Consider the following 19,741-nt stretch of genomic DNA (forward strand, 5'->3'; position numbering starts at 1 on the left):
AGGGCCGAGCCTCAGCGGGAGGTCGGGATCCTCGGGACCTCGGCGTGCAGGTCGGGCCCGAAGAAGGTGAAGACGACCAGGTCCTCCGCGCCGGTGTTGCAGAGCTCGTGCTCGCGGGTGGCCGCCTCGTGGGTCACCACCAGCTCGTCGCGGCCCGGCTCCCCGCCGCGCACCTCGTGCCCGGCGAGGGTGCCGGTGCCCGACCAGACGAAGACCGAGTAGACCCCCGGCTCACACAGCCGCCGGGCGCCGCCCGGAGGGATCCTCAGCCGCTTCCCGGCGTACTTGGTCGTGTTGTAGAAGACCCAGCTCTCCTCGCCGGCACCCCCGTCGCCGGGGTCGGCGGCGTCAGCAACCGGCTGCGGCGTGAGGTGCCGGTTCTCGTAGAACCACGGGTCGGCGTTGACCTCCCAGTCGACGAACCGGAGGGGGAACCGCTCCCCCTCGGCGACCCGGTCCTCGGGCCGCACGTCCTTGAACAGCAGCTCCTTGGAGATGATCCGGCCCGCGTTCAGCGCCTGGAACATCGAGAGGACGTCGGAGTCCTCCTGCAGCTCCAGGGTCAGTGCGGTGCCCGGAGCGTGGAGCACGCCGGACGGCACGTGGAAGCCCTCCCCGGACACCTGCAGCTCCGCCCGCGCGTGGCGCAGGATCAGGTCGCTGTCCCAGTCCACGAGGTAGGGCAGCAGCACCTCGTGCGCGCCCTGCTCGCCGATCCATGGGTGCACGCCGAAGAACGTCTCGGGGTGCCGGCCGAGGTCGACGCCCGGCAGGAAGTGGTAGGACTCGTCCTTCGCACGGCAGCCGACGAGGGACGCGAGCTCCTGCGGCGGATGGACGTGGTAGGGCAGGCGGTAGGCGTAGTCGAAGATCTTGGCCAGCCGGCCCAGCCCTCCCGGGTGCGTCGCGGCGTACGACGCCCCGAGCACCGCGGCAGGGTCGGCGGCGACGGCGTCGCGGAGCAGCAGGTGCTCGCCGCGGTCTCCCACGACCCGGCTGAGCCCCTCGTCGTCGGGCCCGACGCGGTTGTCGGCCCGGGTGGTCGAGGCCAGCCACCGCTCGCAGATGGAGCCGCGCTCCCCGACGTCGTAGGCGTCCTCGGGCAGCCCGAGCCGGCGACCGGGCGGCAGGAAGTCCCGTGCGACCCAGGCGGGGTCGCAGCGCAACACCCCGTCGCCCTCGGCCAGGAGGCGGTGCAGCAGGTCGCGCTCGGCGCTCACTCCTTGATCCCGGTGACCGCGATGCCGCGGACGAACTGCCGTTGGAAGATGACGAAGACGATGATCATCGGCAGGGTCGCGATCACCGAACCCGCGAAGAGCAGGTTCCAGTCGGTCTTGTTCTGGACGACGAACAGCGCCAGCCCGACCGGGGCGGTCGTCTTGTCCGGGTCCCCGGAGGTGATCAGCAGCGGCCAGAGGAAGTCCTCCCACGCGCCCTGGAAGGTGAAGATCGCGTTCGCGGCCAGGGCCGGCACGCACAGCGGCAGCACGACGTTCCAGAAGATGCGGAACTCCCCCGCGCCGTCGATGCGGGCCGCGTCGAGCAGCGAGTCGGGGATCGAGAGCATGAACTGGCGCAGCAGGAAGATGCCGAAGGCGCTCACCACGCCGGGCATGATCAGTCCCCAGTAGGAGTTCAGCCAGCCGTGGCCGCCCATCCCCATCCAGTCGTTCCCGCCGAAGAACGGGATGTGCTGGACGATGATGTAGTTCGGGATCAGCGTGATCTGGCCGGGCACCATCATCGTGGCCAGGAACAGCACGAAGATGACGTTGCGTCCGGGGAAGCGCCGCTTGGCGAAGGCGTAGGCGCACAGGGCGTTGAAGAAGGTCTGCACCACCGTGATCGTGATCGCGACGAAGGCGCTGTTGGCGAACCAGCGCCAGTCACCGCTGCCCTGCGACTCCTGCGCCTGGGTCAGGGTGCCGAGGTTGAGGAAGCCCTTGTACCCGTCGACCGTCGGGTCGTCGGGAACCCAGGTCGGCGGGTTGGCGAAGATCGTGCTCATCGGCTGGAAGGACGCGCTGATCATCCACACGAACGGCGCGACGAAGAGGATCGCGACGGGTGCCAGCACCAGGTAGGTGCCGACCTTGGCCCGCAGGGTCATGTGCTCCTTGTCCAGCCGGGCGCCCGGCCCGCGCCGCCGGCTGCGCCGCCGCACCCGGCGCGGGACGACCGGCTCGACCTCGCTGACGAACCGGGTGGCCACCGGCTCCCCGGTCAGCCCGGTCACTCCGAGCCCCCGTCACGGAACAGGCGCAGCTGGAAGGCGGTGAAGACCAGCAGCATCGCGAACAGCGCGAACGCCAACGTGCTGGCGTAGCCCATGTCGTAGTACTTGAAGGCCCACAGGTACATGTAATAGACCATCGTCGTCGTCTTGTTGACGGGCCCGCCGCTGGTCATCACGAAGATCTGGGTGAAGACCTGGAGCGAGCCGATGATCCCCATGACCAGCAGGAAGAGCGTGGTCGGTCGCAGCAGCGGGATCGTCACGTGCCGGATCCGCCCCCAGGCGCCGGCACCGTCGAGCTTCGCGGACTCGTAGAGCTCGTAGGGGATCGACTGCAGCCCGGCGAGGTAGACGACCATCGAGAAGCCCACCCCGCTCCACACGCTCATCAGGATCACGGCCGGCATCGCGAGGTCCTTGTCGGAGAGCCACAGCAGGGGCTCGTCGATGATGTGCCCCTTGACCAGGTAGTAGTTGAAGAGACCGAAGTCGCCGTTGTAGAGCCACTTCCACAGCAGCGCGGAGACCACGAACGGCGTGACGACCGGCAGGTAGTAGGCGGTGCGGAAGATCGCGCGGCCCCGCAGCGGCTGGTTGAGCAGCAGGGCGAGGCCCAGGCCGATGAGCATCGTCACCGGGACGGAGGCGCCGGCGAAGTACGCGGTGTTGAGGACGGCCTGGACGAAGCGCTCGTCGTGGACCATGTCCTCGTAGTTCTGCATGCCGACGTAGGGCTTGTCGGGCTCGATGATGCTCCAGCGGTGGAAGGTCAGGTAGAACGCGAAGACCAGCGCCGCCAGCGTGAAGACCGAGAAGATGATCAACCCCGGAGCGATGAAGAGGTAGGCCGACCGCTCGCGCCACAGCCGGCGGAAGAACCTCCGCGTGCGCAGGGACCGCTCCTCGCGCGCCGGTCCCCGGTGCGGGGCCGGCGCCCCGTTCGGCGCCTCGTTGGGCGCCACCGCCGTGGCCATACCTGCTCCTCGCTGTGTGGTCGCTGGAACCGTCCCGTGCGCCCGGGCGGAGGCAGACCGGGCAGACGGGGAAGGACGGACGGGGCGGGTCCTAGCCGCGAGCCAGGATCGCCTCGGCCTGCTGCGCCGTGTTCTCCAGAGCCTCCTCGGCGGTCTGGTCGCCGTACATCGCCTTGCCGAGCTCGTCGTTGAGGATCGTCTCGATGCGGGGCCACTTCGGGTTGGAGGCGGTCGGCGCGACGCCGCACTCCATCAGGTCGATGAAGCCCTTGAGCACCGGCTTCTCCGCGGTGATCTCGTCCCCCTCGAGCAGCGAGGTCAGCGGCGGGAGCAGGGTGCCCTCGGTGCGGTACGTCGTGCGGGCGAGGGTGTCGGGCCGGGAGAGGAACTCCATCCACAACCACGCGGCGTCGGGGCTCTCCGTCTGGTCCATCATCACCAGGGAGTCGCCGGCGATGGTGGTCTTGCACCCGGCCTCGCCCTCCGGAAGCGGCGCGGTGGCCCACTTGCCCTCGATGTCCGGGAACTCCTCGGTCAGCGTCCCGGCGAACCAGGCCCCGGCCATGTACATCCCCACCTGGCCCTCGGCGAAGGCGACCCGGCCGTCCCACGAGTTGGAGTTCAGGTAGTCCTTGGGGGCGTACTGCGCGAGATCGACGTAGTACTCCGCGGCAGCCAGGGCCTCGTCGGTGTCGAAGGCGATCTCGGTGCCGTCGGGGCTCATCAGGTTCCCGCCGGCCTGGTAGAGCCAGGGCTGGAAGTAGTAGGCCGACTCGGGCGCGAAGACCTCGAAGCCGTACTGGTTCGCGGACTCGTCGGTGAGCGCCGCGGCGGTCTCCTCGAACTCCTCCCACGTCGTCGGGGGCCCGTCGATCCCGGCCTCCTCGAAGAGGTCGGTGCGGTAGAACAGGCCGGTCGTCTCCCCGCCCATCGGCAGGCCCCAGAGCTTGTCGTCGTAGGTCACGAACTCGCGGAAGGCCCCGACGTAGTCGTCGGGCTCGACGACCTTGCTGCGCTCCACGTAGTTGACCAGGTCGACCGCCGCGCCGCGCGAGGCGTAGTCCGCGACGTCGCTGGCGTTGACGTACGCGACGTCGGGGGCGTTGTTGCCGGCGATCCGCGTCGAGAGCACCTGCGAGGCCTGCTCGGCCGGCACGTTCTCGAACTTGATCGTGATGTTGGGGTACTCCTCGTGGAACTCCGCCGCCAGCTTCTTCCACTCCGGGCTGTTGCCCAGCCAGGAGAAGAACGTGACGGTGGTCGGCTCGCTGGGCTGCTCCACCGCGCCGGGGCCCTCCCCCTTGGGCTCCGGCTCGTTGCCGCCCGACTCGCCGCCGCACGCGGCCAGCCCCAGCGACGCCAGGGCGACCGTGACGGCCACCGACGCGATCCTGCGGGACGTCTCGACTCTCACTGACTCCACTCCCTTGCCTCGGAACAGCAGCGGTCGGAGACCCGACGAGACCTCATGCAAATCGTTTGGCTCCGTTGGCCGGAAGCATCGTTTCCGGGTGCGGGGTTTGTCAATGGACCGGTGTGCATTGCGTCACAGTCGAGACCGAACCGCCCTCGACGCCCCGACGAACGCGCCTCGCCGGCCGGTCCGGGCCTGGCGGACCGGCCGCCTCAAATCGGTTTGGTCCGCTAGCGTGGCCGCCATGTCGCAGCCCCCGTCGACCGCGAGCACGACCGCGCCCACGCGCGTCACGATCGCGGACGTGGCCGTCCGCGCCGGCGTCAGCCCGACGACGGTGTCCCACGTGCTGTCGGGGAAGCGGGTCGTGGGGCAGGCGACCCGTCGCACCGTGCTGGACGCCATCGACGAGCTGGGCTACCGGCCCAACCACGTGGCCCGGCACCTGCGCACGCGACAGTCGCACATGCTCGCGGTGCTCGTCCCGGACATCACCAACCCGTTCTACGCCGTGCTGACGCGCGGCCTGGCCGACGCGGTTGACGCGGCCGGCTACGGCACCTTCGTGTGCAGCACCGACGGGCAGCACGACCGCGAACGGAAGTTCTTCGAGGACGTCATGGACCGTGGCGTCGACGGGATCGTCTTCGCCTCGGGCGAGATCGCCTCGGAGATCACCTTCGGCCCCGGCGACCGGGCCACCCCGATCGTCTGCATCGGCGACCACCTCGACCACCCCCTGTGCGATGCGGTCATCCCCGACGACGAGTCGGGGTCCCGGGAGGCCGGCGCCTTCCTCGCGGGGCGGGGCTACGAGCGGCTGGCGATGATCCAGGGACCGCCGGGCTACGGCAACGACCGCAGCGCCGGCTTCCGCGACGCGGTGCGGGCCGCCGGCCACCAGCTGCCCGCCGAGCGGATGGTCCGCGGCGACTGGACCCGCCGCGGTGGCTACGCGGCGATGCAGACCCTGATGGCGCTGCCCCGGCGACCGGATGCGGTGTTCTGCGCCAACGACCTGATGGCGATCGGCGCGCTCGACGTCGCCCACGAGCTCGGCCTGGCCGTGCCCGACGACGTGGCGGTCGTCGGCTTCGACGACGTGGACGCCGCCACGATCGTCACCCCGCAGCTCACGACCGTGCGCAACCCGGCGTACGACCTGGGGAGCGCCGCCGGCGACCTCGCACTCAGCCGCCTCTCGGGGCGCTACAGCGGGCCCGGACGCACCGTGGTGCTGCCCTGCCCGCTCGTCGAGCGCGGGACGGCCTGACCCGCCGGCTTCAGGCCTCGGGAAAGGTGACCACCGCCTTCACGAAGCCCTCGGGCTTGTCACGCAGGGCGGCGAAGGCCGCGTCGACGTCCTCGAGGGCGAAGCGGTGCGTGACGAGGCGGTCCAGCGAGAGCATCCCGGCGGCGTGCAGCCGCATGCCGACCGCCATGCCCCGCGAGATCACGTCGATGTCGCGGACGTGGGCGTTGACCAGGTCGAAGGCCATCCAGTTCCACAGGCCGAGGGGCAGGGTCCGCGCCGCGCCCTGGTGGTAGCCCACCACGGCGATCCGCCCGCTCATCCGGGTCACCTCGCCGCAGGTCGTCAAGGCGTCCTGGGTGCCGGTGCACTCGAAGGTGACGTCCGCGCCCCTGCCGTCGGTCAATCCGCGGACGGCGTCCCCCACCGGTCCGAGGTTCACGTCGACGACGGCGCTCGCGCCGAGCTCCGCCGCGCGCGCGAGCGCCTCCGGGCGGGGGTCGGCGACGATGACCCGGCGGGGTCCCCGAAGCGCCGCGAGCTCCTGGACCAGGTTGCCCATGAACCCCGCGCCGAGGACGACGACGTCGTCCCCGAGCCGGACGTCGGCCGCCTCGACCGCGTTGACCGCGCAGGCGAGCGGCTCGGCCAGGGCCACGTCGAGCGGCCCGTCGCCCGCCGGGAAGCAGTACGCCGCCCGCACCGCGACGTACTCCGCGAACCCCCGCTCGGTGACCCAGACCCCCACCCGGTCACCCACCTGCACGCTCGACACGTCCGCGCCCACCTCGACGACGACGCCACTGACCTCGTGGCCCAGGAAGCGCGACTCCCCCGCCGGCGGGCCGACGAGCCAGGGCTCGAGCTCGGAGGCGCACACCCCGCAGACCGCGACCCGGACGAGCACCTCGTCGGGGCGGATCGACGGCAGCGGCACCTCCTCGACCGCGAAGGTCTCCGGCCCGCGCAGGACCGCGATCCTCATGGCAGCTCCCCGTCGTGGAGGACGACGATCCCGTAGACGCCGACCGCGGGCAGCACCAGCACGTGTGCGCCGCCCTCCCGGGCGACCGCGAGGGTCGTGCGGCCTCCGTCGGGGGTGACCAGGGTGGCGCAGGACCGGTCCTCGGGAAGCCGGACCCGCACCTCCACGTCGCGTTGGAGAGGCACGGCGTCGAGCTCCGCGTCGTAGCCGTAGCCGACCAGGTGCAGGGCGTAGGAGCCGTCGGCGAGGTGCTGCAGGTTCGTCGCGAACGACCCGGCGGTCACCACCTGGCGGCCCCGCGGCAGCAGGTCGTCGACGGCCGCGTGACCCGCGACCCGGACCCGCTCGTGGCGCGGCAGCGCGTCGGCGGCGCGGTCCGTGACCACGACGGTGCCGCCGCCGGCGAGGTAGCCCTCGACCGCGGCCACCTGGGCGTCGGTGACCGCGTGGACGTCGGGGAGGACGACCGTGGAGTAGCGCGCCAGCGCCGCGGCCGTCGCCCGGTCCGGCGCGGTGGCGCCGTCGGCCCAGATGACCACGTCGAAGGGGACCGCCGCGTCCGCGAGGGCGCGGGTCGCCACCCGGTAGGGCACGACGACCGACTCGTCCCGGGCGTTGGTCGTGTTGTCGCCGGCGTCGGCCCGGCCGATGAGCTCGCGGGTGCTCGCCACGCTGAAGACGACCGCGACCTCGTTGGCGGTCCGCCGCGTGACCAGGTGCTCGTGGTCGGCCAGGAACGTCTGGATCTCGGCCGCCAGGCCGTGCGGGGCGTAGAAGGAGTCCTCGATGACCGAGCCCATCCAGGAGCCGTAGGGCACCGACATGTTCGCCCCGAACGCCGCGGCCTCGAAGAGCGAGAGCCGGAAGAGGTCGTGGCCCCGGCCCTCGGCGAGCAGCCCGATCAGCTCGGGCACCACGCCGCCGTACGGGTTCTCGACCACGACGACGTCCTTGTCCCCCGCGAACGCCGCCACGTAGCGGTACCACTCGGGCTGGCGGTACGTCGTGTTCCGCATCTCGGTGATCACGAGGTCGACGTCGTCGACCAGCGCGAGGTACATCGGCTCGAGGTTGAAGAAGTTGCCCGAGACGACGATCTCGCGTCCCCGGGAGCGGGCGTAGGTGCGGGCATAGGTGGCCAGCTCGCCGAAGTACGTCGCGATCTGCCGGCACTGGAAGGCGTAGTACTCGCCGAAGAGCGGGGTGGACCCGCGGTCCTGCTTGAAGTCGTGGCCGCGCTCCAGCAGCCAGGCGCCGTAGTGGAACGTCGCGAGGTCGGCCCCGGCCAGCGCACCCCCGGAGACCTCGGCGAGCCGCTCGGGCGGCAGCGCCCGCAGGTGCTCGCGGAACCCCTGCATGCAGTCCCGGCAGAAGCACGCGCCGTACTGGAAGGCGCCCATCGGGAGCTCGGCCTCGTCGAGCTGGATCCCGTCCACGCCGGCGTCGACCTGGATCCGGATCACGGCCTTGAGGTACTCCCGCCACACCGGGTTGTTCCGGTCCATGTAGAAGCACCGGTGCTCGCGGTCGGGGCACTCCACCCAGTGGGCGTGGCAGGGCTGCCCGTGGATGTCGCGGACCACGCACTCCTCGATCAGGTCGGTCACCGGCTCGCCCGCGGAGTTCACCAAGCCGTCGGGGAAGTAGTGCTCGACCGGTCTCCAGAGCCGGGGGTAGCGGTTCGCGGAGAACTCGCGCAGCCCCATCCAGTCGCGCTTGCCCGCGCCGCGCAGCTCGTTGATCGCGAGCACCTCGTCCTCGGCCTCGTTGAGCTCGACGGGGAACTCCCAGCCCTGGGCCTCGAAGACGATCCCGAGGACCTGGATGCCGCGCGCGTGGCAGGCCGCGACGAACTCGCTGTCGTTGACGAAGCCGTAGAAGCGCGAGCGGGCGTCGACCGGGCCGAACGCCTCCTGCTCGAGGTAGGGCAGCGACAGCGACCCGCCCCCCATCGCGGCCCACACGAGCACGGTGGCGCGGAGGTCGACGAGGTCGTCGATCATCCGCAACCGGCGCGGCGGCAGGCTGGGGTGGTAGCAGTGCTGCCGGGGGAACCAGGCGTCGAAGTACACACCGCGGTGCATGGGCGGCCTCTCTGGTCGGCGGGGTGGGGGCTCGTGCGGGGCCGGACGCTCGGCCGGTGATCGGCCGGTGATCAGCCGACGATCAGGGGGGCGAGGGTGCGCTCGGCGACCGTGAGGCCCTGGCACACCCGCTCGCGGGTGCCGCTCCAGACCGGGTCCTCGTGCTCGACGGACACCACGCCGTCGTACCCGGCCTGGTAGAGCGCGTCGACCAGTCGGCGCCAGTCGACCTCGCCCAGGCCGGGCACGCGGTAGCGCCACCAGCCACTCACCCAGGGCTGCCGGTCCAGCACCTGGCCGAAGACCCCGTAGCGGTCGCGCGCGGCCGGGTGCACCTCGACGTCCTTGGCCTGGACGTGGAGCACCCGGTCGACGTGCGCCTCGAGGGCGGCGAGCGGGTCGATGCCGAGCCAGACCAGGTGCGAGGGGTCGTAGTTCAACCACAGCCCCAGGTCGCCCATCCACCCCCACAGCTCGGGTGAGTAGGCGAGGTTGGCCGGGTAGCCGTCGGGGTGCCAGCCCTCCATCGGGCAGTTCTCCACCACCAGGCGTACGCCGCGCGCCGCGGCGTACGCGACCAGCGGCGGGAGCGCCTCCTCGGCCAGGCGGAGGTTCTCCGCCACGGTGCGCGAGACGTCGCGACCGACGAAGGTCCCCACCAGGCCGACGCCCAGCAGGTGGGCCGCGTCGATGCAGCGCCGCAGGTGCTCGTGGGTCGCCTCGCGGACCTGCTCGTCCTCGTGGAGGTTGTTCTCGTAGTAGGCGACCGCCGAGATCTCCAGGTCGTGCTCGGCCAGCAGGTCGCGCACCCGCGCGGCGTCGGCGGCCCCGAACGACTCGACGTCGAGGTGGCTGGCCTCCCAGTCCCGGCCGGGGAGGTCCGGCCAGGCCGCCACCTCCAGCGCGCGGTAGCCGTGGGAGCCCGCCCACGCCGCGACGTCGTCCAGGGACTCGCCGGGCAGGCAGGCGGTCAGCAGGCCGAGCCTCATGCGGTGACCGGCGCGTTGACGTAGTCGTTGCCGGCTCGGTCCTCACCGCGCGCGAGCCAGATCTTCCAGCCCTCGTTCTGCGGGACGTCCTGCATCCGCACCGAGGACGGGAAGTACCGCATCGTGTAGCCGGTGCGCCGGACGTCGCTGGTGTTGGCCCGGGCCCCGTGGACGATCCGCCCGTCGTGCATCGAGAACTGACCGCGCGGGAGCTCGAAGTAGACCGCCTGCTCCTCGTCCACGCCGGCGAGCCCCGCGTGGAAGGTCTGCTCGCGGATGTCGGTGGGCTCGTAGCCCTCGGAGAAGCCGCCGCCGAGGTGCGAGCCGGGGATGACCCGCATGCAGCCGTTCTCGCGGAACGACCCGTCCTCGAGGGCCAGCCAGATGGTGACGATGTTGTCGTAGCTGTCGAAGCGTCCCTCCCAGAAGGCGCTGTCCTCGTGCCAGGGGGTGGCCCGGCCGGTGCGGGGGTCCTTGGAGATGAAGTGGCTCGACCACAGCGCGATGTCGGGCCCGACCAGCGGCTCGATCCAGTCGAGGACCTCGTCGGAGAGCAGGAAGTCCAGCAACCGCTCGTCGCGGTAGTGCGGGGTGTCGAGCTCGTCGGAGAGCTTGTCGCCCTTCTGGGCGAGGTGCTCGTTGAAGATCTGCTCCAGGCGGGTCAGCCTCTCCTCGGTGAGCAGCTGGCGCCCCGGCAGCAGGTAGCCGTTCTCGCGGAAGAACGCGACGTCACTGTCGGTCAGGGTCTCGGTCATCTCACGTGCCTCTCGGGATGTGGGTCCGCTCGACGGGTCGTCAGGAGCGCTCGATCGCGCGGATGATGTCGACGAAGAGGGCCATGTCCTGGACGAAGTCCTCCGGACTGGTCTTCGGGCGGACGCCGGTGGTGACGACGTCGTGGAAGTACTCGAGCTCATAGGTGTAGGGGTCCTTCAGGTGCGGGCGCCGCACGGAGCGCTCGTAGGAGTCGCCGGCCGTGAGCTCGAGCTGGAGCGTGGTCGGGAAGTGGCGCACGTAGGGGGTGTCGTACTGCACCCGCATGGTGCCGGTGGCGCCGTAGACCTCGATGTAGGTGTCGTAGCGCAGCTGCTCGTCCACCCCGGTCTCGTAGGTGACGACGAAATCGCCGTAGTCGAGCAGCGCCACGACGTAGCCGCCGCTGCGCCACATCCTCGCCGCCGAGACGCTCCGGGGGCTCCCGAGGAGCTCCCGCAGGGCGGACAGGTCGTGGCTGCCGAGCCCGCACAGGAGCCCGTAGGTCCACTCCAGCTCCTGCGGGACCTCGCCCAGCGCCTCCTTCACCAGCGCGGAGCGTCGCGCCCACTTCTCCTCGACCGCCTCCTGCGGGACGTCGTCGGGGCGGTCGACGTGGGCGGTCTGGTCGACGATGAGCCGGTTCTCGCCGATGACGTCGTGGACCCGGGCGTAGCGCACCTCGCCGAGCTCGGGGAGGCGCTGGACCGCCTCGGTGAACGCCGGAGCGAACCGACGCATGTAGGCGACCATCACGGTCCTCCCCGACCGGTCCCGAGCCGCGATGATCTCCTCGGCCTCCCGGGGGCTCAGGCACATCGGCTTCTCCACGAGCACGTCGAGGCCGGCGTCGAGCGCCGCGATGGTGCACTCGGCGTGGAACTCGTCGCTGTTGAGGACCAGCACGCAGTCCAGGCCGCCGGCCCGGATCATCTCGTGGACGTCGGTGTAGCCCCGTGGGGCGCGGTGGCGCTCCCCCACCCGCTTGACCAGGCCCGGGGAGATGTCGCAGACGGCGGCGAGCTCGAACCGGTCGGGCAGGGACTCCAGGACGGGCAGGTGGATGACCTGGGCGACCTCGCCCAGCCCGACGACCCCGACCCGGAGCCTGGTCACGGCCGCCTCGCGGTGGTGGCGACCCCGCGGGGGGCTCCGGCGGCCGGAAGGACGGCGGGCTGCCCGGTGGGCCGGGTGACGGGTCGTGGCACGACGTGCTCCTGGGTGGTCCGGCGGGCGGGGACGACTGCGATGCAAATCGGTTTGGTGATGGTGCACGCTAGGCCTTGGCCGCGGCTGGGTCAACGGCTCTCAGGCCGGCCGGTCGAACGGACCCATGCCGAGCTCGGCCGCCCGGGCGAACGACGCCTGCGCCCCCGGCCGCCCGACGGAGAAGGTCCCCGCCCGCACCCCGACGGCGACCGCGTCCAGGAGGTCCGCGCCCCCGCTGAGCGCGGCCGCGAGGGCACCGGTGAACGCGTCGCCGGCGCCGGTGGTGTCGACGACCTCGACCCGCTCTGCGGCCACGTGCTCGACGCGCTCCCCGGTGGCGACGACGGCACCGTGGGGGCCGAGGGTCACGACCACCGACCGGCAGCGGCCGACGAGCTCGACCACGGCTTCTCGCGCCGACGCGACACCCCTCACCGGCCGCCCGAGCAACCCCGCCGCCTCCGACTCGTTGAGGACGAGGGGGTCACAGAGGGCGAGGACGGCGGCGGGCACCGGCCGGTACGGCGCCAGGTTGACCACCGCCCGGCACCCCTGGGCACCGGCCGCGCCCACCGCGGCGTCGAACGCCGCCTCCGGGATCTCCGCCTGCACGACCAGCACCGCGGGCGGGCGAGCGAGCGCCCGCACCGCCCGCGCGGTGGTCGTGGGTTCCAGCAGCTCGTTGGCGCCGGGGGCGACCACGATGGAGTTCTCCCCCGCCGCGTCGACCATCACGAAAGCCAGGCCGGTTCGGGCGCCGGTGGCGAGCACCTCGGTGGTGTCGACCCAGGCTTCGGCGAGGTCCCGGACGAGCGCCCGGCCGTCGTCGTCGCGGCCGACCCGGGCCACGAGCGCGGTCCGTGCACCGAGCAGGCTCGCGGCCACGGCCTGGTTGCCGCCCTTGCCGCCGGACCCGACCCAGGCCTCCCCGCCCAGCACCGTCTCCCCCGGCGCGGGGAGGCGCTCGACCCGGCACACGTGGTCCCGGTTGACCGAGCCGACGACCACGACGTCGACCTCTCGGCTCATGGCAGCGCGGCCATCCGCTCGGCGAACAGCTCGCGGAACGCCTCCGCGTCGACCGCGGTCGCGATCCGGCAGTTCGGCGCCGGTGGGTCGGCCCACATCAACAGGTCCGCCACCGCCACGCCCCGCGTGACCAGGCCGCGAGCCTCCACGGCGACGTACGCCTCGCGCCACGTCACCAGCTCCGGGGTGCCCACGACGGCCACGGCGAGCGGGTCGTGCAGCGCGCAGCTGCCCTGCTCGCGCCGCTCCCCCGGCTTCGCGGACTCCTGGAAGTCGATCCACTCCTCGGCATGCCGCGCGGCCAGCCGACCGAACCTGCCTCCGTCCGCCAGCGCCCGCGCGTCGCGGCGGCTGAGGCGGACCCGCCGAGTGACGTCGAGGCCGACGAGGCGGAGCGGGGCACCGCTGTGCAGCACCGCCTGGGCCGCGTCGGGGTCGCACCAGAAGTTGTACTCACCGGGCATCGCGGCGACGTTGGTCTGCTCGAGGTAGACCCCGCCCATGACGACGACCTCGTGCACCGCGTCGGCGACCCCAGGGGCAAGCTCGAGTGCGCGGGCGATGTTGGTGAGGGGGCCGATCGCCACCACCGTGATCCGGCCGGACTCGGCCAGGACCCGGCGGGCGATCTCCCGGGCGGCGCCGTCGTCGGCGGGTGCACCCTGCACGACCGGCACCTCCTCCCGCCCGAGCAGTGCGAGCAGCTCGCGGGTCAGGCGGGTCGAGGTCGCGACGTCGCTGTTCCCGCCGACCGTGGTGACCAGCTCCAGGCGCAGGCCCGGGTCGGCGACCGCGAGGGCGAGGGCGAACCCGTCGTCGACGTCGGAGCCCGGCGCCCCCATGGCGAGATCGGTGTCGAGGACGATCCGGACCGGCTCGCGATCCCGCCCCCCGCTCCCCGAGGTGCTCACCGGCTCGCCCAGAGCAGGCCTCGCTGCGTCAGCGTGCGTACGTCGGGGTGGTCGAGGTCCTCGAGCTTGTGGCCGATGGTCGAGACGAAGACCCGGCCCGCGCCCCAGCGCCGGGTCCACACGGCGGGGCAGGTGAGCGGCTCGCGCCACGGCGTGCCCTCGGCCGGCTGGAAGGTCGTCGTGGCCAGCACGTCGTTGAGCCCGTCGGTGAGCACCCAGTACTGCTCGGTGTCCAAGGACCAGCGCGGGCGCAGGCCGGCGACCAGCTCGTGGTCGGCCCGCTCGGGCCGCACCTCCACCTCGTGCTCGACGAACCCGCCCGGATGCGCGGCCCACTGGCCACCGGTCAGGTGCAGGTAGTCAGGCGACCCGCGGAAGGAGTCGCACACGCCGCCGTGCCACCCGGCGAGGCCGGTGCCGTTCGCGACGGCCGCCGAGAGACCGAGCACCTGCTCGTCGGTCGCCTCGCCCTGGGTGTAGCACTGCACCACCAGGTCCGTCGCGGCGAGCGTGTCGGCGTCGGCGTACACCTCCGGGCCGTCGCGAACGTCGACCTCGAAGCCGTGCTCGACCAGGAACGGAATGAAGCGCTCGGTGGCCCCGACGGGGCTGTGGCCCTCCCACCCACCGCGGACGACGAGGGCCTGACGGGTACGTGCGTTGTCCATGGCGGTCCTTCCTCGGCACCGGGTGGGAGGCACGCTAGCCAATCGATTTGGCACGCGCCATACCCGTCGTGTGCCGGCACCACCACGACCCGCGGGAACGCCGCGGGAACACGACAGCCACCCGGATCGGGGCTTACCCGACGGGTGGCTGCGTGCTGTTGCTCACCGGCCCGACAGCCGCCTCTCGGCGGAAGGCCGCTCGTAGCGGCAAGGGGTGAGCCCGGGGGCATGGACCGGACCGGCTGAGAAGGTCAACGAACCTTGCCGGGCCCGGATTCCGGGAGCACGCGTGGCCTGCACCACGGTCGCCTCGGCGCTGCAGGAGTGCCACCTCGACCCTGCAGGAGTGCCACCTCGACCCTGCAGGAGTGCCACCTCGGCGCTGCAGGGGTGCCACCTCGGCGTCGATGGGTCGTCGTCAGGTGTCCGCGGCGTACCCCTGGACAGGTCCGCGCGCCGCCAGCAGGGTGACCCGCATGAGCGAAGCAGCCGTCCTCGTCGAGGAGCGCGATCGCGTCCTCGTCGTCACCCTCAACCGACCGCACGCCAAGAACGCGGTCAACGCCGAGGTCTCCGCGGCGGTCGCCGCCGCGATGGACGACCTGGAGGCGCGCGACGACCTCTCGGTCGGCGTCATCACCGGCGCGGGCGGCACGTTCTGCTCCGGGATGGACCTCAAGGCGTTCCTCACCGGCGAGGACGTCACGGCCGGCGGCCGGGGCCTGGCGGGGGTCTGCGAGCGGCCGCCGACCAAGCCGCTCGTCGCGGCGGTCGAGGGCTGGGCGCTCGCCGGCGGCTGCGAGGTCGTGCTGGCCTGCGACGTCGTCGTCGCGTCCCGCGAGGCGAAGCTCGGCATCCCCGAGGTCAAGCGCGGCCTCGTCGCGGGCGCGGGCGGCCTGGTGCGGCTGCCCCGGAAGATCCCGCAGAACCTCGCCAACGAGCTCGCCCTCACCGGTGACCCGATCACCGCCGAGCGCGCCGAGCGGGTAGGCCTCGTCAACGTCCTGACCGAGCCCGGCGGGGCGCTCGACGCCGCGCTGGAGCTGGCCACTCGGATGACCGCGAACGGCCCTCTCGCGATGGCCGCCACCAAGCGGATCCTCGCCGCGCAGGCCGACTGGGCGGCCGACGAGGTCTGGCAGCGCCAGCTGGAGGTGATGGGCCCGGTGTTCGGCTCCGAGGACGCCCAGGAGGGAGCCCGCGCGTTCGCCGAGAAGCGCCCCCCGCAGTGGCGCAACCGCTGACCCGGCCCGGGTCTCCTCCCGCCGTACGGCCACGCGACACCCGTCTCCGCGCGTAGTTTGAGCGCCATGGCGGAGGACAAGCAGCCGGCGGCCGACCTGTTCGACCGGTGGTTGACGCACCGCGAGCAGGGCGGCGGGGCGCGTACGCCGCAGCCCGCCGCCGCGCGCGAGGAGGTGCGGCCGGAGGCGTCGTCCCCGGAACCGCCTGCCGAGCCGGCCGCGGCCGCGACACCGACCGACGACGCGGGGTCCGAGGACCCGCTGTTCGACGACTTGTTCGTGCCGAGTGCGTCGGAGCCGGCCGCGCCACCGCTGTTCGAGGCGACTGCCCCCGATCAGCTGCAGCTCGACTTCGAGCCGGTGATCATTCCCTCCGCGCGCAAGCGGAACGAGAAGTCCGCACGGCTCACCCGACGACGGCCGCGCCGTCCGGAGGCACCCCCGGCCGACCCGTCCGAGCCCGCCCAGGTCGAGGCCGCCGGTCTCGCCGAGCAGGCGCACCGCGAGGCCGAGGCCCGCCTCGCCGCCCAGGTCGAGGCCGCCCGCGCGGCCGAGGAAGCCCGTCAGGCCGAGCAGCGCGCCGAGGCAGACCGCCTCGCCGCGGAAGCCGCCCGGCGCGCCGAGGAGGAGCGACTCGCGGCCGAGGCCGCCCGCGCCGCCGAGCAGGAACGCATCGCCGAGCAGGCGCGCCGCGAGGCCGAGGCCCGCCTCGCCGCCCAGGTCGAGGCCGCCCGCGCGGCCGAGGAAGCCCGTCAGGCCGAGCAGCGCGCCGAGGAAGCCCGCCTCGCCGCGGAAGCCGCCCGGCGCGCCGAGGAGGAGCGAGCCGCAGCCGAGGCCGCCCGCGCCGCCGAGCAGGAACGCATCGCCGAGCAGGAACGCATCGCCGAACAGGCCCGCCGCGAGGCCGCGGCCCGCCTCGCCACCCAGGCCGAGGCCGCCCGCGCGGCCGAGGAGGAGCGGCTCGCCGCTCAGGCCGCGGCCGCCCGCGCCGTACCGACCGACGCTCCGCGCGCAATGGCCGTGGCGCCCCCGGCCCCGCCGGCCACGCCCACGACCGAGGCCGAACCCGCCCAACCCGTGGACACCGCACCGACCGCGTCGACGAACCACGTCTTCAAACCCCGCACCGGCCCGCGGCGCGCGGTGGGGATCCTGCTCCTGGTGGTGCTGGTGGCGACCGCGGGAGCGGCGTACCTCGCCTCGGAGGACCCGACCACCTTCACCCTCGGCCTCGCCGGGACGCTCGGCGCCCTGACCCTGGTCCTCTGGGCGGTCCGGGCGGGATCGGCCGTCACCCGGATGTCGGTGACCGCGGGCCAGCTCGAGGTGCTCCGCGGGGGCGGCCGGTTCGTGTTCGACCTGCGCAGCCGGTACACCCCGATCGAGGTGGTCGGCGAGCCCGGCTCCCGGGGGTGGAAGGTGCTGTTCGTGCGCCGGAGCATGGCGCCGTTCGTGATCGACTCCTCGATGGTCGACCCCGAGGAGTTCATGCAGGTGCTGCACCAGCACCGGCCCGAGCGCGTCGACCAGCACTGAGCAGACGCTGACCGGCCCCGGGCGGCGCGAGCGAGGTCACAGGCCCAGCGGCGCGACACGGGCCGCCGACCGTGGACGCCCTACCTAGACTCCGCGCGTGAGCCTGAACCCCGACCGGCCGCCGGAGATCACCCCCGAGGAGCTCGCCGAGCAGGCAGCGCTCTACGAGCCGTTCACGCAGGCCGTGCGCGAGCTCGTCGACGCGACCATCCGCACCACTGTCGACCCCGCCACCGTGCGCGCGGCCCAGGCCGAGATCGAGGCGATCACCGCCCGGCTGCGCGAGCAGCAGGTCGACGGCCCCCTCGGCGCGCACTTCGGCCACGGCCGCGCGCGGCAGCCGTGGGGCAACACCGTCGTCGGCCTGCGCAACCCGGTGGCGCCGCCGCTGCGGGCGGTGCCGGCCGGAGACCGGCTGGGCGAGGTGCACGCCGAGGTCGCGCTCGGCGCGGCGTACGAGGGACCGCCCGGGCTGGTCCACGGCGGCGTCTCCTCGCTCCTGCTCGACCAGATGCTCGGCAACGCCGCCGCCGCGGCGCGCAAGCCCGGGATGACGGCGTACCTCAACCTCACCTACCGCCAGCCGACCCCGCTGGGCCCGCTGCGGCTCGAGGCGTGGGTCGAGCGCAGCGAGGGCCACAAGACGTACGCCCGCGGGCAGGTCATCGGCCCGGACGGACCGACGGTGGAGGCCGAGGGGCTCTTCGTCCTCCCCCGCTGGGCCCGCGAGCTGCTCGCGGCGCGCGGGGCCACCGAGGTGCCGCCGACCTTCGAGTGACGACGAACGAGCCCGGCCCTCGGGGAGGGCCGGGCTCGACGACGTACCTCCTCAGACGCGCTCGGAGGGGCGGGTGCCGCGCTCGCCGGCGTCGGTGAGGCGGACCTCCTCGGCGGCCTGCGCCTCCAGCTCGTCGCGTCGCGCCTGCTCGCGCTGGGCGTCGTAGTCGCCCGGTTGCGAGACGAGGTCGGTCGCGCCCCGCTCGAGCCGCTGCAGGGCGGACCGGGCGAAGATCTGCTGCTCGGTGGTGGTCCGCTCCGAGCGACCACGGCCGAGGAACGAGACCGCCCAGTGCAGGACGGCGGTGAGCCGGTTCTTGAAGCCGGTGATGTAGACGAGGTGCACCGCGAGCCACATCAGCCAGGCGAGCACGCCGGTCAGGCGCAGCTTGCCGACCATGGCGACCGCGCGGAACCGGCTGATGATCGCCATCGAGCCCTTGTCGAAGTACTTGAACGGCTTCTGCGGCGCCGCGCCCTGGACCCGGCCCTCGATCTCCTTGGCGGCGTACTTCGCGCCCTGGATGGCGACCTGAGCGACGCCGGGGAGGTTGTCGAGGGCGATCATGTCGCCGACGACGAAGACCTCGGGGTGGCCGGGGAGGGTCAGGTCGGGGTTCACGCCGATCCGGCCGGCGCGGTCGAGGGGGGCGCCGGTCTGCTCGGCCAGCTGCTTGCCCAGCGGCGAGGCCTGGACGCCGGCGGCCCAGATCTTGGTCACCGCTTCCATCCGCTCGACCCGGCCGTCCTTGAACTTCATCGACAGGCCGCGCTCGTCGACGTCGGTCACCATCGCGCCGAGGACGACCTCGACGCCGAGGCCCTCGAGCTCCTTCTGGGCCCTGCCGCCGAGCTTCTGCCCGAACGGCGGCAGCACCTGCGGGGCGGCGTCGACGAGGACGACGCGGGCCTGGCGGGTGTTGATGGCGCGGAAGTCGCGACGCAGCGTGCGGTGCGCGAGCTCGGCGATCTGCCCGGCCATCTCCACCCCGGTCGGGCCCGCGCCGACGACGACGAAGGTGAGCAGGTGGTCGACGTCCTCCCCGCGGGAGGCGCCGAGCTCGGCGAGCTCGAACGCGCCGAAGATGCGGCCGCGGAGCTCGAGGGCGTCGTCGATGGACTTCATGCCGGGTGCGAACTCGGCGAACTGGTCGTTGCCGAAGTAGGACTGGCCGGCGCCGGCGGCGACGATGAGGGAGTCGTACGGCGTCACCGTCTCGCGCCCGAGGACGTGCGAGCGGACCGTCTGGGCCTCGAGGTCGATCTCGGTGACCTCGCCCAGCAGCACCTTGGCGTTCTTCTGGCCCGCCAGGATCTCGCGCGTCGGCGGGGCGATCTCGCCCTCGGAGAGGATGCCGGTGGCGACCTGGTAGAGCAGTGGCTGGAACAGGTGGTGGGTCGTCTTCGCGATCATCGTGACGTCGACGTCGGCGCGCCGCAGCGCCTTGGTCCCGAAGAGGCCGCCGAAGCCCGAGCCGATGACCACCACCTGGTGGCGGTCCCCCTGGCCCCGGCCACCCTGGCCGGTCGTCCGGGTCTCGTCGTCGAGGGGCGCGGTCGCTGCCATCATTTCCTCCTGGTGCGAGGGGTGGGGCCGTGCGCGTGACGTGCACCGAGCTCCGCCGAAGTCTGGATCATTGTCCCGCCGCGAACGCCGATCACGAATCCGGTGACCGT

The 19,741-nt window shown here is 72.7% G+C and carries 17 protein-coding genes; 4 read left to right on the forward strand and 13 right to left on the reverse strand.

What is annotated here, in order from left to right; translation table 11 throughout:
• Nucleotides 1-11: 11 nt before the first annotated feature.
• From HPC71_RS18660 to HPC71_RS18675, 4 genes are all read right to left on the reverse strand, one after another.
• Nucleotides 12-1,220, reverse strand: coding sequence for a hypothetical protein (locus HPC71_RS18660; protein ID WP_154615241.1), 1,209 nt, complete (start codon nt 1,218-1,220; stop codon nt 12-14).
• Nucleotides 1,217-2,239, reverse strand: coding sequence for a carbohydrate ABC transporter permease (locus HPC71_RS18665; RefSeq protein WP_216656464.1), 1,023 nt, complete (start codon nt 2,237-2,239; stop codon nt 1,217-1,219). The genes HPC71_RS18660 and HPC71_RS18665 overlap by 4 nt, the downstream gene beginning before the upstream one ends.
• Complete coding sequence (locus HPC71_RS18670; protein ID WP_154615240.1) at nt 2,236-3,213, reverse strand: carbohydrate ABC transporter permease; 978 nt, start codon at nt 3,211-3,213, stop codon at nt 2,236-2,238. Before HPC71_RS18670 ends, HPC71_RS18665 begins: the two co-directional genes overlap by 4 nt.
• Nucleotides 3,214-3,304: 91 nt before the next feature.
• A complete protein-coding gene (locus tag HPC71_RS18675) occupies nt 3,305-4,594 on the reverse strand; it encodes an ABC transporter substrate-binding protein (RefSeq protein ID WP_171897044.1) in 1,290 nt (429 codons plus the stop codon).
• Between the two features lie 277 nt (nt 4,595-4,871).
• On the opposite strand from HPC71_RS18675, the gene HPC71_RS18680 reads away from it, so the two are divergent.
• Entirely contained in the window at nt 4,872-5,900 is a 1,029-nt protein-coding gene (locus HPC71_RS18680; RefSeq protein ID WP_171897045.1) for a LacI family DNA-binding transcriptional regulator, read from the forward strand.
• 10 nt (nt 5,901-5,910) lie between these two features.
• Here HPC71_RS18680 and HPC71_RS18685 read toward each other — a convergent pair whose 3' ends face one another.
• From HPC71_RS18685 to HPC71_RS18720, 8 genes are all read right to left on the reverse strand, one after another.
• Nucleotides 5,911-6,864, reverse strand: coding sequence for a zinc-binding dehydrogenase (locus tag HPC71_RS18685; RefSeq protein ID WP_154615237.1), 954 nt, complete (start codon nt 6,862-6,864; stop codon nt 5,911-5,913).
• The gene (locus tag HPC71_RS18690) at nt 6,861-8,948 is read right to left on the reverse strand and encodes a type 1 glutamine amidotransferase family protein (RefSeq protein ID WP_154615236.1); all 2,088 of its coding nucleotides are present in this window, start codon (nt 8,946-8,948) and stop codon (nt 6,861-6,863) included. Before HPC71_RS18690 ends, HPC71_RS18685 begins: the two co-directional genes overlap by 4 nt.
• Before the next feature lie 71 nt (nt 8,949-9,019).
• A complete protein-coding gene (locus HPC71_RS18695; protein ID WP_154615235.1) occupies nt 9,020-9,937 on the reverse strand; it encodes a sugar phosphate isomerase/epimerase family protein in 918 nt (305 codons plus the stop codon).
• Nucleotides 9,934-10,692, reverse strand: a complete 759-nt coding sequence (locus HPC71_RS18700) for a phytanoyl-CoA dioxygenase family protein (protein ID WP_154615234.1) — start codon at nt 10,690-10,692, stop codon at nt 9,934-9,936. Before HPC71_RS18700 ends, HPC71_RS18695 begins: the two co-directional genes overlap by 4 nt.
• 40 nt (nt 10,693-10,732) lie before the next feature.
• Complete coding sequence (locus HPC71_RS18705; protein WP_171897046.1) at nt 10,733-11,806, reverse strand: Gfo/Idh/MocA family oxidoreductase; 1,074 nt, start codon at nt 11,804-11,806, stop codon at nt 10,733-10,735.
• Nucleotides 11,807-11,998: 192 nt separating this feature from the next.
• Nucleotides 11,999-12,928, reverse strand: a complete 930-nt coding sequence (locus HPC71_RS18710) for a ribokinase (protein WP_154615232.1) — start codon at nt 12,926-12,928, stop codon at nt 11,999-12,001.
• A complete protein-coding gene (locus HPC71_RS18715; protein ID WP_154615231.1) occupies nt 12,925-13,839 on the reverse strand; it encodes a nucleoside hydrolase in 915 nt (304 codons plus the stop codon). The genes HPC71_RS18710 and HPC71_RS18715 overlap by 4 nt, the downstream gene beginning before the upstream one ends.
• Nucleotides 13,836-14,507 (reverse strand): ThuA domain-containing protein, encoded by a 672-nt coding sequence (locus tag HPC71_RS18720; protein ID WP_154615230.1) that lies wholly within the window; start codon nt 14,505-14,507, stop codon nt 13,836-13,838. The genes HPC71_RS18715 and HPC71_RS18720 overlap by 4 nt, the downstream gene beginning before the upstream one ends.
• A gap of 476 nt (nt 14,508-14,983) precedes the next feature.
• Between HPC71_RS18720 and HPC71_RS18725 the strand changes: the two genes are divergently transcribed.
• The 3 genes from HPC71_RS18725 to HPC71_RS18735 all read left to right on the forward strand — a co-directional run bounded on the left by HPC71_RS18725 (nt 14,984) and on the right by HPC71_RS18735 (nt 18,065).
• Nucleotides 14,984-15,751 carry a crotonase/enoyl-CoA hydratase family protein gene (locus HPC71_RS18725; RefSeq protein WP_154615229.1) on the forward strand — a complete coding sequence of 256 codons (768 nt, stop codon included), beginning with the start codon at nt 14,984-14,986 and terminating at the stop codon, nt 15,749-15,751.
• A 66-nt stretch (nt 15,752-15,817) separates the two neighbouring features.
• Nucleotides 15,818-17,287: a hypothetical protein gene (locus tag HPC71_RS18730; RefSeq protein WP_154615228.1), complete on the forward strand. Its 1,470-nt coding sequence runs from the start codon at nt 15,818-15,820 to the stop codon at nt 17,285-17,287.
• Nucleotides 17,288-17,384: 97 nt separating this feature from the next.
• Complete coding sequence (locus HPC71_RS18735) at nt 17,385-18,065, forward strand: PaaI family thioesterase (protein ID WP_253943788.1); 681 nt, start codon at nt 17,385-17,387, stop codon at nt 18,063-18,065.
• A gap of 51 nt (nt 18,066-18,116) precedes the next feature.
• Here HPC71_RS18735 and HPC71_RS18740 read toward each other — a convergent pair whose 3' ends face one another.
• A complete protein-coding gene (locus HPC71_RS18740) occupies nt 18,117-19,631 on the reverse strand; it encodes an NAD(P)/FAD-dependent oxidoreductase (RefSeq protein WP_154615227.1) in 1,515 nt (504 codons plus the stop codon).
• Between the last annotated feature and the right edge of the window lie 110 nt (nt 19,632-19,741).

It is taken from the genome of Nocardioides marmotae, from assembly GCF_013177455.1.
GTDB classification, from domain to species: Bacteria; Actinomycetota; Actinomycetes; order Propionibacteriales; family Nocardioidaceae; genus Nocardioides; species Nocardioides marmotae.

Bases quoted from the DNA above. Each gene is read 5' to 3' on its own strand.
- HPC71_RS18670 (WP_154615240.1), bottom strand. From the start codon at position 3,213: ATGGCCACGGCGGTGGCGCCCAACGAGGCGCCGAACGGGGCGCCGGCC.
- HPC71_RS18680 (WP_171897045.1), top strand. From the start codon at position 4,872: ATGTCGCAGCCCCCGTCGACCGCGAGCACGACCGCGCCCACGCGCGTC.
- HPC71_RS18685 (WP_154615237.1), bottom strand. From the start codon at position 6,864: ATGAGGATCGCGGTCCTGCGCGGGCCGGAGACCTTCGCGGTCGAGGAG.
- HPC71_RS18690 (WP_154615236.1), bottom strand. From the start codon at position 8,948: ATGCACCGCGGTGTGTACTTCGACGCCTGGTTCCCCCGGCAGCACTGC.
- HPC71_RS18695 (WP_154615235.1), bottom strand. From the start codon at position 9,937: ATGAGGCTCGGCCTGCTGACCGCCTGCCTGCCCGGCGAGTCCCTGGAC.
- HPC71_RS18700 (WP_154615234.1), bottom strand. From the start codon at position 10,692: ATGACCGAGACCCTGACCGACAGTGACGTCGCGTTCTTCCGCGAGAAC.
- HPC71_RS18710 (WP_154615232.1), bottom strand. From the start codon at position 12,928: ATGAGCCGAGAGGTCGACGTCGTGGTCGTCGGCTCGGTCAACCGGGAC.
- HPC71_RS18720 (WP_154615230.1), bottom strand. From the start codon at position 14,507: ATGGACAACGCACGTACCCGTCAGGCCCTCGTCGTCCGCGGTGGGTGG.
- HPC71_RS18725 (WP_154615229.1), top strand. From the start codon at position 14,984: ATGAGCGAAGCAGCCGTCCTCGTCGAGGAGCGCGATCGCGTCCTCGTC.
- HPC71_RS18730 (WP_154615228.1), top strand. From the start codon at position 15,818: ATGGCGGAGGACAAGCAGCCGGCGGCCGACCTGTTCGACCGGTGGTTG.
- HPC71_RS18740 (WP_154615227.1), bottom strand. From the start codon at position 19,631: ATGGCAGCGACCGCGCCCCTCGACGACGAGACCCGGACGACCGGCCAG.